Here is a 13,940-nt window from a genome sequence, read left to right as displayed (position 1 = left end):
AAGATCCCGCGGGCCGGTGCCCGGCCAGGGACCCGAACCGGGCGCCGAGCCGTACCCGGAGCCGTACCCGGGGCCGTACGCGGACCTGTCCGGGGCCACGGCGGGCGAGGTGCTGGGGGAGTACCTCAGCCGGCAGGCGACCGAGTTCCTGCGCAGTCTGCGGCTGCACGAGGAGAGCGCGAGCCGGCCGGAGTCGGTGTCCGCCGCGGCCGAGGCCGTACGGCTGCTGCGCCGCTCGGCCCGCCGGATCGGCGCGGTCCTGCAGGTCTACCGGCCGCTGACCGACACCGCGCGGGCCGACCAGCTCGGCGCCGAACTGGCCTGGCTGGCCGGGGTGCTGGGGCGGGAGCGGATGTACGAGGCGCGGCTCGACCGGCTGCTCGGGGCGCTGCACCGGCTGTCGTCGGCCCCGTCCTCCGGGCCGGGCGGGACGGCCTCCACCGGCACCGCCGCCTCCGCCGCCACAGCCACCGCCTCGGGCGCCTCCGGCGGCGGGCTGGGGGCCGGGGTCGCGCGGGCCGGGGCGCTGCTGGAGCGGCAGCTCACCCTGGCCCGGACCCGTGCCCACTCCGCCGCGCTCCAGGCGCTGGGCTCCGCCCGCTTCCACGCCGTCGCCGACGCGGTCGCCGTACTGGCCTCCGAGGCGCCGCTGGCGGACCCGGCCGCCTCGGCCACCGGGGAACGGGCGCTGCGGGCGCTGCCGCCGCTGGCCGAGCAGGCCCACCGGCGGGCGGCACAGGCCGTGGAGGCGCTGCCGCTGACCCGGGCCCGGCAGTCGTACAACGGCGAGGCGTTCGCCCACACCCTCGCCGTCGACGGGGAGCTGGACGCCGCCTGGAACAGGGTGCGGCTGCTGGTGCGGCTGCGGCGCTACGCGCACGAGGTCATCGGGCAGGACGATCCCGCGCTGGCCGCCGCCGGCCGGGCCCTGGACCGGCACCGGGACGCGGCCGAGGCCGCCGCCGCGGCGGCCGCCGCCGCCCGCACCCCCCGGATCGCCCCCACCACCGCCTACGCCCTCGGGGTGCTCCACGCCGACCAGCGGCACGAGGTGGAGGCCGCCCGGTTCACCTTCGGACGGCTGTGGCGGCCGGTGCTGTCGGTGCCGCCGGTGGCGGTGGGCGGGACGGCGCCGGAGGGGGCCGTGCCCGATCCCGAGCCCGTGCCCCAGCCCGTGCCCGGGCCGGTGACCGGCGCGGAGAGGAGCGGTCGCGGTGGCGGATGAGCCGGCCCCGGTGGTCCGGGCGGCGGGGTGCGTGCTGTGGCGCCGGCCGCGTACGGCCCGGACGGTGGCGGGGGACGCGGACGGCATCGAGATCGCCCTCGTCCACCGGCCCAAGTGGGACGACTGGTCGCACCCCAAGGGCAAGCTCAAGCGCGGCGAGACGGCCCTGGCGGCGGCGGTGCGGGAGGTGCGCGAGGAGACCGGCATGTCCTGTGTGCCGGGTGCGGTGCTGCCCACCGTGCGCTACACGGCCCAGGGCCGTCCCAAGACGGTCGACTACTGGGCGGCCGAGGCGGCCGGCGGTGCGTTCGTCCCGGGCGACGAGGTGGACCGGCTGCTGTGGCTGCCCCCCGGGCGGGCCCGGGAGCGGCTCACCCGGGAGCAGGACCGGGAACTCGTCGACGCGCTGCTGGCGGCACTCAACCTGCACTGACGTACGCCGACCTGCCCTGAACTGCTGTTTCACCACCCCACGGCAGCACTGTCTCAACTAACTTGAGCGGCTACTTGTCAACTTTCCTCCGCGGAGTTATACAAGAGATGTGAGGGCATCACAGGATGGTGTGACCCAAGGAGGGAGTTGGTCGTGATGCTGATGCGCACCGATCCGTTCCGCGAGCTCGACCGCCTCACCGAGCAGCTGCTCGGCACGGTCGCCCGCCCCGTCGGAATGCCGATGGACGCCTACCGCACCGGTGACGAGGTCGTGGTCCACTTCGACCTGCCGGGCGTCGACCCGGAGAGCGTGGACCTCGACATCGAGCGGAACGTCCTGACCGTCAGCGCCGAGCGCCGGTGGCCCGGTCCCGAGGACGCCGAGCGGATCGCCGCCGAGCGGCCGTCCGGCCGGTTCAGCCGGCAGGTCTTCCTCGGCGACACCCTGGACGTCGAGCGGATCGACGCCTCCTACGACGCCGGTGTGCTGACGCTGCGCGTCCCGGTGGCGGAGCAGGCCAAGCCGCGCAGGATCCAGATCAGCGGCGGTTCCCGGAAGAAGCAGATCACCACCTGAGGCCGGGCCCGCGGGGGCCCGCCACGGCCGGCGGGCCCCCGCGCTCCCCTTCCGGGTTCCGGGTCCCGGGTCCCCCGGAATCAGCTCCCGTTCCCGCGCGGCGCCAGGGCCTCCCACCGGACGGTGACCTCGCCCTGGCGCCAGCGGCGCGGACCGTCCACGACCGGCCAGCCGCCGGCGACCTCCCGTACCGTCCGCATCCAGCGCTGCCGCGCGCCCAGTGCGGCGTACGGGGCGGCCGCCGCCCAGGCCCGGTCCATCTCCCGCAGGAAGGCGTGCACCGGCTCGCCCGGCACATTGCGGTGGATGAGCGCCTTGGGCAGCCGTTCGGCCAGGTCGGACGGGGTGCCCAGGGAGGCGAGCCGGGCCGCGAAGGTCACCGTGCGCGGCCCCTGGGGGCCGAGCGCGACCCACACGTGCCGCCGCCCCAGCTCGTCACAGGTCCCCTCGACCAGCAGCCCGCCGGGCGCCAGACGGGCGCGCAGCCGGTCCCACACGGGGGGCACCTCGCTCTCCCCGTACTGTCGCAGGACGTTCGCGGCCCGGATCAGCATCGGCCGCCGGCCGCCGGGCAGCGGCACCTCGAAGCCGCCGTGCGCGAAGGCCAGCCCCGGGCGCTCGTACGGCCGGGCCGCCTCGACCCGGGCCGGGTCGATCTCGACGCCGACGACGCGCACGTCCGGGCACACCGCCCGCAGCCGTTCCAGCAGCTCCACGGCGGTCCAGGGCGCCGCGCCGTAGCCGAGGTCGACGGCGACGGGTCCGTCCGGACCGGCGGCGCGGCGCAGTGCGGGGCCGTGCGCGGCGGCGATCCAGCGGTCCATCCGCCGCAGCCGGTTCGGACTCGTCGTCCCCCGCGTGACGGCCCCCACCGGCCGCTGTGCCGCACGCCTGCTCATGCCCGCACCCTAACGGCGTCGGCGGGGGCGGCGGCCGGCCGGGAGGCGGGCCGCGGAGAACCACCGGACAGGCACCCGGGCGGGAGCGGGAAACGGCGCGGCCCCGGCGCCCCGGACGGTGAACGTCCGGGGCGCCGGGGCCGCGAGTGCGCGGACCGGCCGGGTGTCAGCTCCCGGTGGCCCTGCGGCGCCGGACGGCGAACAGCACGCCGCCGCCGGCCAGCAGCAGTGCGGCGGCGCCGCCCGCGAGGGGGCCGACGTTGCTGCTGCCGGTCTCGGCCAGGTCGCCGCCGCCGGACGGGAGGGCGGACTCGCTGGGCTTGACGGCGGGCTCGGAGGCCTCCGGGGCCTGCGGGGACTCACCGCCCGGGGTCTCCGGGGCGGACGGGACCGGGGACGCCGACTCGGACGGCGGCTCGGTCTCCGCGGGCGGGGTGGACTCCTCGTTCCCCGGCGGGGTCTCCGGCGGGGTCTCGGAGGGGGGCTCCTCCGGGACGGACGGGGACGGCGACGGGGTCTCCTCCAGGCACGGCCGCGTGCCGCCGTTCCAGGCGGCGATCAGCTTCTCCTTGATCACCGGCCGGTCCGGGCCGATCGGCAGCGGCCCGTGGCCGGGGCCGGTACCGCCGTCGAACCGGATGCTGCCCCGGTAGAGGTCGATCTGCGCGTAGCAGCCCTCGTCCGGCACCGAGATGTCGAGGGTGTCGGCCTTCTCTCCCTTCAGGGACACGGTGTCGAAGTCGTGGAAGACCTGCTCCCCGGAGGTCTCCCAGGTCGGGCCGTGGGTGCGGTACGCGGCCAGGGAGGCGGTGCAGGCACCGTCCTCCTCGGCCGCCTTGACGTGGATGCGGACGGTGCCGTCCTCGGCGGGCTTCAGGTTGACGTTGTCCACCCGCACGGAGGACTGCCACTTCTCCCCGTCGAGGGAGAACACGCACTCGTCGGCCGCGGACTTCTTGCCCGGGCCCTTCCCCGACTTGAAGCCGGCGGACTTCCCCCTGTCCCAGCCGTCGCCGCCGTTGGTGGCGCCGGCGGTGGCGACGCCGCCGACGGAGAGGGCGAGGGCGATGGCGCCCGTGCCCAGCAGCCGAGCGGCGGTTCGATTCACTATGGGCATGTTTTTCCCAACACGATGTCGGTGCGGAAACCGGTCGGCGCACGGCGCGCACCGTCTCCGCCCGGGGCGCGGTGGGCAGAACCGCGCGGGGCGGCGGGAGGGTGTGCCGGGGCCGGGACCGGACGTGAAAGATGTGGAAGAACGCACACGGTGCACAGCGGCAACCGTGGCATCACGCATCGTTGTAGCCCCACTGACCTCTGTCAACCACAAGAGGCATATGTAGTCACAGAGTTAACCGGGGCGTCGCGCCGGCCGCCGTCACCCCGGACGCTCCCGTTCCGCCCGCGGTTTCCCGGAGGCGGGTCAAGATTCGGCAAAGCAGAAATGGAAGCCGGTGCCCAGCGGTTGCACACCCCGAGGAGCCGACCGTCGACGGCGCTGCTCGGCCACCCACTCCGGAGGAGGCATCGCAGGTGAGCCCGTACCCCACCAGGCTCGGTCGGCGGCGGAGCCGCTTCAGCGTGCGGCGACCGCGGCGCGTGGCCATGCTCAGCGTGCACACCTCGCCGCTGCACCAGCCCGGCACCGGCGACGCCGGCGGGATGAACGTCTACATCGTCGAGCTGGCCAAGCAGCTCGCCGCCCTCGGCATCGAGGTCGAGGTGTTCACCAGGGCGACGACCGCCGCCCTGGAACCCACCGTCGAACTGGCCCCCGGCGTCCTGGTGCGCCATGTGGAGGCCGGGCCGTACGAGGGGCTCGCCAAGGAGGACCTGCCCGCCCAGCTCTGCGCCTTCACCCACGGCGTGATGCGCGCCTGGGCCCGGCACCGGCCCGGCCACTACGACCTGGTCCACTCCCACTACTGGCTCTCCGGCCAGGTCGGCTGGCTCGCCGCCGAGCGCTGGGGCGTCCCCCTGGTGCACGCCATGCACACCATGGCCAAGGTCAAGAACGCCGCGCTCGCCGAGGGCGACACCCCCGAGCCCGCCGCCCGGGTGATCGGCGAGACCCAGATCGTGCGGGCCGCCGACCGGCTCGTCGCCAACACCGCCGAGGAGGCGGGGGAGCTGGTCCACCACTACGGCGCCGACCCGGCCCGGACGGCCGTCGTCCATCCGGGCGTCGATCTGGGCCGCTTCCGCCCCGCCGACGGACGCGCCGCGGCCCGGGCCCGGCTCGGGCTTCCGCAGAAAGCTTTCATCCCCCTGTTCGCCGGGCGGATACAGCCGCTCAAGGCCCCCGACATCCTGCTGCACGCCACCCGCGCCCTCCTCGACGCGGACCCCGCGCTGCGCGAACGCCTCGTCGTCCCCGTCGTCGGCGGCCCCAGCGGCACCGGCCTGGCCAAACCCGAACGGCTGCAGAAGCTCGCCGCCCGGCTCGGCGTCACCGACGTCGTGCGCTTCCACCCGCCGGTGACGCAGGACGTCCTCGCCGACTGGTACCGCGCGGCGAGCGTGCTGGTCATGCCCTCCTACAGCGAGTCCTTCGGACTGGTCGCCGTGGAGGCCCAGGCCTGCGGCACCCCGGTCGTCGCGGCGGCCGTCGGCGGACTGCCGGTCGCGGTGCGCGACGGTGTCAGCGGCTTCCTGGTCGACGGCCACCGCCCGCCGGACTACGCCCGCGCCCTGCGCCGCCTGATCGACGACGGCGCGCTGGCCGCCCGGATGGGCGCGGCCGCCGCCCGCCACGCGAGCGGCTTCGGCTGGGACACGGCCGCCGCCGCCACCGCCGAGGTGTACGCCGAAGCGGCCGCCGAACGCCGCCGTCACCTACGATCGACACATGTCCACAGGTGAGCACACCCACGCCCACGCCGACAGCACCGACGCGACCGCACGGGCCAGGGCCGCGATCGAGCACGCGCTGCGCGACGCCGGCCTGGAGTGGGAGACCCCGGCCGAGGGCACTTACGTCGTCACGCTCCCGGGCACCCGCAAGCTCTCCACGACCTGCTCGCTGATCGTCGGCAGGCACTCCCTGTCGGTCAACGCCTTCGTCGTCCGGCACCCCGACGAGAACCACGCCGAGGTCCACCGCTGGCTGCTGGAGCACAACACCCGGCTGTACGGCGTGGCCTACGCGATCGACCGGCTCGGCGACGTCTACCTGGTCGGACGGCTGCCGCTGCCCGCCGTCACGCCCGAGGAGGTGGACCGGCTCCTCGGGGCGGTCCTGGAGAACGCCGACGGGGCGTTCAACACCCTGCTGGAGATGGGCTTCGCCTCGGCGATCCGCAAGGAGCACGCCTGGCGCACCTCGCGCGGCGAGTCCACCCGCAACCTGGAGGCCTTCGGCCACCTGCTGCGCGAGGAGTGACGCGGCCGCGCCCGCACCCTCCGTCCCGCACCCTCCGTCCCGCCCCCGGGGACGGAGCGCCCGTACGTCCCGTACGCCGCGCCGTCCACCGTGCCCGTCTCGCCAGTCGGCCGGGTCCCGTCCGCCCTCACCCGTTCTATTAGGCTCGGACCCATGGCCGACGCACCGTACAAGCTGATCCTCCTCCGCCACGGCGAGAGCGAGTGGAACGCCAAGAACCTGTTCACCGGCTGGGTGGACGTCAACCTGACCGAGAAGGGCGAGAAGGAGGCGGCCCGCGGCGGTGAGCTGCTGAAGGACGCCGGCCTGCTCCCCGACGTGGTGCACACCTCCCTCCAGAGGCGCGCCATCCGCACCGCGCAGCTCGCCCTGGACACCGCCGACCGCCTCTGGATCCCGGTCCGCCGCTCCTGGCGCCTCAACGAGCGCCACTACGGCGCCCTCCAGGGCAAGAACAAGGCGCAGGTGCGCGACGAGTTCGGCGAGGAGCAGTTCATGCTCTGGCGCCGTTCGTACGACGTCCCGCCGCCGGCGCTGGAGGACGGCGCCGAGTGGTCGCAGAGCGACGACCCGCGCTACTCGATGATCCCCAGCGAGCTGCGCCCGCGCACCGAGTGCCTCAAGGACGTCGTCGCGCGCATGCTGCCGTACTGGTACGACTCGATCGTCCCGGACCTGCTGACCGGCCGCACCGTCCTGGTCGCCGCGCACGGCAACAGCCTCCGCGCGCTGGTCAAGCACCTCGACGGCGTCTCCGACGAGACGATCGCCGGGCTGAACATCCCCACCGGCATCCCGCTGACCTACGACCTGGACACCGACTTCAACCCGGTCAACCCGGGCGGCACCTACCTCGACCCGGACGCCGCCAAGGCGGCCATCGAGGCCGTGAAGAACCAGGGCAAGAAGTAGCCCAGCACTCCCACGGGGCCCTCCGCCCGGCGGTACCACAACCGCCGGACGGAGGGCCCCGCGGCATGGTCCGCCGGATCAGCCGGTGCCGTCGGCGGGTGTTACGTTGCGGGGGCGGCGTGCCGGATGATCCCGCGGCGCCGCGACGCGGAGCAGTCGGAGAGAGGTGGCCCTGTGCCGAAGACCATCGTCATCACCGGCGCGAGCGACGGGATCGGTGCCGCGGCGGCCCGTCAACTCGCGCGCCGGGGGCATCGGTTGGTCGTCGTCGGCCGGTCTCCGGAGAAGATCCGTGCCGTCGCGGACGAAACGGGCGCGGACTGCTTCACCGCCGACTACTCCCGCCTGGACGAGGTGCGCGCGCTCGCCGCGGAGCTGGCCGCCAAGTACCCCCGCATCGACGTACTGGCGAACAACGCGGGAGCGATCCTCGGCGACCGCGGTGTCACGGCCGACGGGTTCGAGGAGACGTTCCAGGTCAACTACCTCGCTCCGTTCCTGCTGACCAACCTGCTCATCGACCCCCTGCTCGCCGGCGGGGCGTCGGTGATCCAGACCGCCAGCAACGCCGCCCGGCTCTCCGCGCGCCTGGACCTGGACGACCTCGACAACTCCCGCCGGTACTCACCGGTGCGCGCCTACGGCAACGCCAAGCTCGCACTCGTCCTGTTCACCCGGGAGCTCCACCGCCGGTACCACGACCGGGGACTGTCCGCGGTGGCCTTCCACCCCGGCGGGGTCTCCTCGAACTTCGCCAGGAGCAGCCGGAGCCCGGTCGGCACCCTGTTCCGGACGCCCGTGCCGCGCCTGTTCTTCCAGTCGCCGGACAAGGGCGCGCGGCACCTGCTGCGACTGGTCACCTCGGAGCCGGGCCGGGACTGGGAATCCGGCGCCTACTACGAGAAGGGGAAGGCGCGCGCCGTCAAGGCCCCGCCCGTGGATGCCCAACTGTGGGACCGCAGCGCACGGTTGGCCGGCCTGGAACCGGAGCAGACCGCCCGGGGGTGACGGTGGCGGCGCGTCGCCCGACCGGTGCGGCGCCGCGCGCCTGCTCTCCGAGCGCGAGGACGGTTTCACCGTGCTCAGGGTCGGCACCGTCCGCCGGCCCTGTCGTGGCGGAGGGCGACACCGTCATCGTCGCCGGGCACACCCGCCGGACCGGGCGTTTCGGCGAGCTCACCTGACGCCCGCGCACGGGGGCTCAGCCGCCGGTGGGGTGCGTCCGGTGGGCGGGGAGGCGGGCGTGCACCAGGAGGGTGCCCGTGCCGCCGGGGGCGGGGGCCGGGAGGAGGCGGGCGTCGGTGTCGAGGAAGCCGTTGCGTCCGAGCAGATCCGCCCACCACCGGAGGCTGTGAGCGCACCCGCGGGCCGGTCCGGGCCGGGAGAGGGCGAGGGTCCCGCCCGGGTTGAGGCGCCGGGCGGCCAGCGGGACCAGTTCCTCCGGGTCGGCGCGCCGGACCGCGCCCAGGGCGGAGTAGACGGCGTCGTACGTCGTCACCGCCCTGGTGAGGTGGTCGCACGCCTCGGCCCGTACGAAGAGCACTCCCGGGGTGCCGCCCCACCGGTGGCGGGCGTGGGCGATCCGGTCGGCACAGGAGTCCAGGGCCGTCACCTCCACACCGGCGCGGGCGAGGTACGCGGCCCGCTCGCCCCCGCCGCAGCCGAGTTCCAGGGCGGTGCGCGGGCCGCCCAGGAGTTCGGCGCCCGGCCCGTGGCCGGTGTACCGGGTCCAGGTGAAACCGGGGGCTCCGGGCGCGGACCGGCCGCCCCCGCCCCGGTACGGCGCACGGGCGGCGCTCCGGTGCCCGGGCAGGCTGGTCGACGTGCGCGGCATGGGTCTCCTCCGGAGGTGTACGGCAGGGCTGGACACCGTAGTGGGAGACAGCGCCCGCCATGGGGGAAATTGCTCTTTTTCACCCATGTGGGGCTGGAGGAGGCAGTACCGGGGCCGGAGCCGGAGCCGGGCCCGCGGCGCGCGGCGGCCCGGCCGGGTCGGACCGGCCGGGCCGCCGCGCCGCCGTCGGGACGGCGGGTCAGCCGCAGCTTCCGCCGCACTGGCAGCTGCCGCCGGACTGGCAGCCGCACGAGCAGCCCGAGCCGCAGCCGCACGCCCCCGGCAGGGGCGCCGCGGTCCGCCCGGCCGCGTAATCGGTCGCCGTGGACGGGATCGGGAAGTCCGCCATGAGTGCCTCCTCCGTCATCGCGCCGACGGGATGCCGGCGCGCCTCCGCCACCCATTGGCGGCCCGCCCCGGCGGGCGCGTCAACGGCGTGCGGAGGCACGTCCCGCGTGCCCGCCGGGACGGGCGCACGGCGGCCGGGGACAGGGGCACCGCGCGCCCGCCGACGCACCCGACGCACCGGCCGCCCGCGCCGTACGCGCACGGCGCCCCGGAGCGCTCAGGCGTTCTCCGGCTGGGTGCCCTCCGTGATGCCCTCCGCGACGCCCCCCGCGGCGGCGGCCGGGTCGACCTCGTCCGCGTAGTCGCCGGTGACCAGGTAGACGATCCGGCGGGCGACCGAGACCGCGTGGTCGGCGAAGCGCTCGTAGTAGCGGCCGAGCAGGGTGACGTCCACGGCCGTCTCGATGCCGTGCTTCCAGCGGTCGTCCATCAGGTGCTGGAAGAGGGTGCGGTGCAGCAGGTCGATCGCGTCGTCGTCCTGCTCCAGCTGCAGCGCCAGGTCGACGTCCTTGGTGATCAGGATCTCGGCGGTCTTGGCCATCAGGCGCTGCGCGAGCTGGCCCATCTCCAGGATCGTCGCGTGCAGGTCGCGCGGCACCGCCGAGTCCGGGTAGCGCAGCCGGGCCACCTTGGCGACGTGCTGGGCCAGGTCGCCGGAGCGCTCCAGGTCGGCGCTCATCCGCAGCGAGGTGACCACTATCCGCAGGTCGGTGGCGACCGGCTGCTGCCGGGCCAGCAGGTTGATCGCCTTGGTCTCCAGCTCGCGCTGGAGCGTGTCCACCTTCTCGTCGGCGGCGATCACGTTCTCGGCGAGCTGGAGGTCCGCGTCCAGCATCGCCGTGGTGGCGCGGCCGATGGCGGAGCCGACGAGCCGGGCCATCTCGACCAGGCTGTCGCCGATCGAGTCCAGCTCCTCGTGGTACGCGTCCCGCATGACTGTCCTTCCCCTCGCATGATGTTCCGGGGGGAGAGCCCCCCGCTCTCTCCCCTACGCTCCCACGGTCTGGCCGAAACGCGTCTGCTTCCGTCCACCCAGGTGAATCGGCACCGACACCGACGTGAACTCTCGGAGACGAGTGTTCGAGTAAGGGCCCGAACAGCTGTGGAGGGCTTCTGCGGCCCGCTTAATCTGGACACATGGACGTGGACGCGGCGGTCGCCGCAGTGGCAGCGGTCGTCGGGGTGTGCACCGGCGTGGTCGCCGTACTCGCGTTCCGCTGGAGCGAGCGGGAGCAGACCCGCCCCACGCGCACCTCCCTGCACACCGAGGCCGTCCTGCCGCCCGGCGTGGACACCGTGCTGTCGGTGCTGCGCTCCTCCGCCGTGGTGCTCGACGAGTCCGACGCGGTGGTCAAGGCGAGCTCGGCGGCGTACGCCCTCGGGCTGGTGCGCGGCGGGAAGCTGGCGGTGGACCCGATGCTCCAGATGGCCCGTGCCACCCGCCGCGACGGCGAGATCCGCCAGACCGACCTGGACGTGCCGCGGCGCGGCACCGGCCGCGGCGAGGCGCTGGCCGTCTCCGCCCGGGTCGCGCCACTGGGCTCCCGGCTGGTGCTGCTGCTGGTGGAGGACATGACCGAGGCCCGGCGCATCGAGGCGGTGCGCCGCGACTTCGTGGCGAATGTCAGCCACGAGCTGAAGACCCCGGTCGGCGCGCTGTCGCTGCTGTCGGAGGCGGTCATGGACGCCGCCGACGACCCCGAGGCGGTGCAGCGCTTCGCCGGGCGCATGCAGAACGAGGCGACCCGGCTCACCAACCTCGTCCAGGAGCTGATCGACCTCTCCCGGGTGCAGAACGACAACCCGATGGAGGACTCCGAGCCGGTACGGGTGGACGAGCTGGTGGCCGAGGCCATCGACCGCTGCCGCCAGCCGGCGGGCGCCAAGCAGATCACCATGGCCACCGGCGGCACCGCCGGCCTGCATGTGTGGGGCAACCGCGGCCAGCTCGCGGCGGCGCTCGGCAACCTCGTCGAGAACGCCGTCAACTACTCGCCCTCCCGCACCCGGGTGGGCATCTCCGGCCGCCGGGTGGCCGCGTCCGGCGGGGACATGATCGAGATCGCGGTGACCGACCAGGGCATCGGTATCTCCGACAGGGACAAGGACCGGATCTTCGAGCGGTTCTACCGTGTGGACCCGGCCCGCTCCCGGGCCACCGGCGGCACCGGCCTGGGGCTGGCCATCGTCAAGCACGTGGCCGCCTCGCACGGCGGGGAGGTCACCGTGTGGAGCGCGGAGGGACAGGGCTCCACCTTCACCCTGCGGCTGCCGGAGGCCGGCAGCGCGCGGGAGCGCGCCGAGGCCCGGCGGCGCGAGCGGGAGCGGGTGGGCGGCGCGCTGCGCGAGCCGTCCGACGTGGACGACCTCGACGACCTCGACGGCCTCGACGGCCTCGGCGAACCCCTGGACGCCGCGGACGCCGCGGACGCCGTGGACGCCGAGCACCCCGGCGGCCCCGGCCGTACGGGCCTCCCGTACCCGGGCGGTCCGGACAACCCCTCCGGCGAACCCGGCGGAGCGGACGAACCCGGCGGTCCGGGCACCGCGCGGCCGTACGGCACCGCCCGTGCGTCCGCCACGGTCCGCGGCCGCCCCCGAGACGACACTCGAACCCCCCATGAGTCCGACAATCACCATTCCGCACCCGCCCCGGAGGTCCTCCCGTGACCCGAGTGCTCGTCGTCGAGGACGAGGAATCGTTCAGTGACGCCCTGTCGTACATGCTGCGCAAGGAAGGTTTCGAGGTGGCCGTCGCGGCCACGGGCCCGGACGGCCTGGAGGAGTTCGAGCGCAACGGCGCCGATCTGGTGCTGCTGGACCTGATGCTGCCGGGGCTGCCCGGTACCGAGGTCTGCCGGCAGCTCCGCGGCCGTTCGAACGTCCCGGTCATCATGGTGACCGCCAAGGACAGCGAGATCGACAAGGTCGTCGGTCTGGAGATAGGAGCCGACGACTACGTCACCAAGCCGTTCTCCTCGCGGGAACTGGTGGCCCGCATCCGGGCCGTGCTGCGGCGGCGCGGTGAGCCGGAGGAGGCCGCCCCGGCGGCACTGGAGGCCGGCCCGGTCCGGATGGACGTGGACCGGCATGTGGTGACGGTCGGCGGCACCAAGATCGACCTGCCGCTGAAGGAGTTCGACCTGCTGGAGATGCTGCTGCGCAACGCCGGGCGGGTGCTCACCCGGATGCAGCTCATAGACCGGGTCTGGGGCGCGGACTACGTCGGCGACACCAAGACGCTGGACGTGCACGTCAAGCGGCTGCGCGCCAAGATCGAGCCGGACCCGGGCGCGCCGCGCTACCTGGTGACCGTGCGGGGGCTGGGCTACAAGTTCGAGCCGTGACGGTACCGGCCGTGACAGGGCCGCGGGCCGCTGTCCGGTGAGTGAGTGGAATGCCGGTGGGGCCGCCCCGAACGGGGCGGCCCCACCGGCATTCCACTGGCCCGGGTGACCGGCGGCCGCGGTCGTACGGCGGCCGCCGGTCACCGGCCGTCAGTCGTTCTGCTCCTCCTGGGAGTTGCCGATCTCGCCCTGGGTGCCGTCGTCCCCGCTGTCGTTCGCGCCCTCGTCCTGGCCGTCGGGGTCGTCCTCCTCCTGGCCGGGCTCGGTGGTGGACCCGCCCGGCTCCTGGGACTCCTCCGGAGCGGCGCCGGGCCCGTAGCCCTCCCAGGGGCCGGTCGCCGGGACCACGGTGGCGCGCAGCTCCACCCGGCCGGTCGACTCGAACTCGAAGACGAGCGACTGGGCGTCGCCCTGCCGGATGCCGGCCTGCTCGACGTCCTCGACGATCGCGGTGGCGTTGTCCTCGCCGCCGAGCGCCAGGGAGCCGCCGGCCGGGACGGTCAGCTCCCCGCCCTCGGCCGGGGTCAGCTCCACGGCCGTGTCGGAGCCGCCGATGGTGACGGACTCCAGCGTCTCGTCCTCGGTGCCGCCGTTGAAGATGCGGGCGGTGACGGCCGCGCGGCCGGACTCGCCGTCCTGTGAGGTGACGATGTTCACGTTCTGGAGCTCGAGGTCCTCGACGGCGGCCGAGGCGTTGTCGGGCCTGATGGTCAGGCTCTGGGCGTCCGGCCCGGCTCCGCAGGCGGTCAGGGTCGCGATCGAGAGCGCGAGGGCGGTGGCGGCGAGGGCGCCGCGACGAAGGCTGCTGCTCACGGCGGCGGCTACTCCTAGCGGTGAATGGTTCTGTGGGCGAGCCTCAGCGTACCGATCCCCTCAAGCGTTCCCGCAGCCGGGCCGCCCCCGGCCGGGGCGGGCACGGGTGGCGGGGCCCCGCGGAATATCGCGGCGGACCGGTGCGGGCGATTACGCGCATTCCCCGGA

The 13,940-nt window shown here is 74.7% G+C and carries 14 protein-coding genes; 9 read left to right on the top strand and 5 right to left on the bottom strand.

Features of this window, described 5'->3' with window-relative positions; translation table 11 throughout:
• Positions 1 to 16 precede the first annotated feature (16 nt).
• From CUT44_RS12315 to CUT44_RS12305, 3 genes are all read left to right on the top strand, one after another.
• Positions 17 to 1,225, top strand: a complete 1,209-nt coding sequence (locus CUT44_RS12315) for a CHAD domain-containing protein (RefSeq protein ID WP_408646737.1) — start codon at positions 17 to 19, stop codon at positions 1,223 to 1,225.
• The gene (locus tag CUT44_RS12310) at positions 1,215 to 1,658 is read left to right on the top strand and encodes an NUDIX hydrolase (protein ID WP_100201997.1); all 444 of its coding nucleotides are present in this window, start codon (positions 1,215 to 1,217) and stop codon (positions 1,656 to 1,658) included. The genes CUT44_RS12315 and CUT44_RS12310 overlap by 11 nt, the downstream gene beginning before the upstream one ends.
• Positions 1,659 to 1,814: 156 nt before the next feature.
• Positions 1,815 to 2,237 (top strand): Hsp20/alpha crystallin family protein, encoded by a 423-nt coding sequence (locus tag CUT44_RS12305; RefSeq protein ID WP_100202103.1) that lies wholly within the window; start codon positions 1,815 to 1,817, stop codon positions 2,235 to 2,237.
• A gap of 80 nt (positions 2,238 to 2,317) precedes the next feature.
• Here CUT44_RS12305 and CUT44_RS12300 read toward each other — a convergent pair whose 3' ends face one another.
• Together CUT44_RS12300 and CUT44_RS12295 are read right to left on the bottom strand one after the other, a co-directional pair.
• The gene (locus CUT44_RS12300) at positions 2,318 to 3,136 is read right to left on the bottom strand and encodes a class I SAM-dependent methyltransferase (protein ID WP_100201996.1); all 819 of its coding nucleotides are present in this window, start codon (positions 3,134 to 3,136) and stop codon (positions 2,318 to 2,320) included.
• A gap of 166 nt (positions 3,137 to 3,302) precedes the next feature.
• Positions 3,303 to 4,253 (bottom strand): LAETG motif-containing sortase-dependent surface protein, encoded by a 951-nt coding sequence (locus CUT44_RS12295; RefSeq protein WP_100201995.1) that lies wholly within the window; start codon positions 4,251 to 4,253, stop codon positions 3,303 to 3,305.
• Between the two features lie 416 nt (positions 4,254 to 4,669).
• Here CUT44_RS12295 and mshA point away from each other — a divergent pair, with 416 nt between their 5' ends.
• The 4 genes from mshA (at position 4,670) to CUT44_RS12275 (ending at position 8,438) form a co-directional block, all read left to right on the top strand.
• Entirely contained in the window at positions 4,670 to 5,998 is a 1,329-nt protein-coding gene (gene mshA, locus CUT44_RS12290) for a D-inositol-3-phosphate glycosyltransferase (protein ID WP_233221368.1), read from the top strand.
• Positions 5,985 to 6,518 (top strand): type III secretion system chaperone family protein, encoded by a 534-nt coding sequence (locus CUT44_RS12285; protein WP_100201993.1) that lies wholly within the window; start codon positions 5,985 to 5,987, stop codon positions 6,516 to 6,518. The genes mshA and CUT44_RS12285 overlap by 14 nt, the downstream gene beginning before the upstream one ends.
• Before the next feature lie 153 nt (positions 6,519 to 6,671).
• Positions 6,672 to 7,430: a phosphoglyceromutase gene (locus tag CUT44_RS12280; protein ID WP_100201992.1), complete on the top strand. Its 759-nt coding sequence runs from the start codon at positions 6,672 to 6,674 to the stop codon at positions 7,428 to 7,430.
• A gap of 174 nt (positions 7,431 to 7,604) precedes the next feature.
• Complete coding sequence (locus tag CUT44_RS12275; protein WP_199185687.1) at positions 7,605 to 8,438, top strand: SDR family NAD(P)-dependent oxidoreductase; 834 nt, start codon at positions 7,605 to 7,607, stop codon at positions 8,436 to 8,438.
• A 193-nt stretch (positions 8,439 to 8,631) separates the two neighbouring features.
• Here the strand turns inward: CUT44_RS12275 and CUT44_RS12270 are convergent, their stop codons facing one another.
• Both CUT44_RS12270 and phoU read right to left on the bottom strand, forming a co-directional pair.
• Positions 8,632 to 9,264, bottom strand: coding sequence for a class I SAM-dependent methyltransferase (locus CUT44_RS12270; protein ID WP_100201990.1), 633 nt, complete (start codon positions 9,262 to 9,264; stop codon positions 8,632 to 8,634).
• Between the two features lie 565 nt (positions 9,265 to 9,829).
• A complete protein-coding gene (gene phoU / locus CUT44_RS12265) occupies positions 9,830 to 10,546 on the bottom strand; it encodes a phosphate signaling complex protein PhoU (RefSeq protein WP_100201989.1) in 717 nt (238 codons plus the stop codon).
• Between the two features lie 203 nt (positions 10,547 to 10,749).
• On the opposite strand from phoU, the gene CUT44_RS12260 reads away from it, so the two are divergent.
• Together CUT44_RS12260 and CUT44_RS12255 are read left to right on the top strand one after the other, a co-directional pair.
• A complete protein-coding gene (locus tag CUT44_RS12260) occupies positions 10,750 to 12,282 on the top strand; it encodes a sensor histidine kinase (RefSeq protein ID WP_233221367.1) in 1,533 nt (510 codons plus the stop codon).
• Positions 12,279 to 12,959 carry a response regulator transcription factor gene (locus CUT44_RS12255; RefSeq protein WP_100201988.1) on the top strand — a complete coding sequence of 227 codons (681 nt, stop codon included), beginning with the start codon at positions 12,279 to 12,281 and terminating at the stop codon, positions 12,957 to 12,959. Before CUT44_RS12260 ends, CUT44_RS12255 begins: the two co-directional genes overlap by 4 nt.
• Before the next feature lie 150 nt (positions 12,960 to 13,109).
• Here CUT44_RS12255 and CUT44_RS12250 read toward each other — a convergent pair whose 3' ends face one another.
• Positions 13,110 to 13,772 carry a copper chaperone PCu(A)C gene (locus tag CUT44_RS12250; protein WP_100201987.1) on the bottom strand — a complete coding sequence of 221 codons (663 nt, stop codon included), beginning with the start codon at positions 13,770 to 13,772 and terminating at the stop codon, positions 13,110 to 13,112.
• Between the last annotated feature and the right edge of the window lie 168 nt (positions 13,773 to 13,940).

Origin of the sequence: Streptomyces carminius (genome assembly GCF_002794255.1) — a bacterium.
GTDB classification, from domain to species: Bacteria; Actinomycetota; Actinomycetes; order Streptomycetales; family Streptomycetaceae; genus Streptomyces; species Streptomyces carminius.
This window is presented reverse-complemented; position numbering and strand designations above follow the sequence as displayed.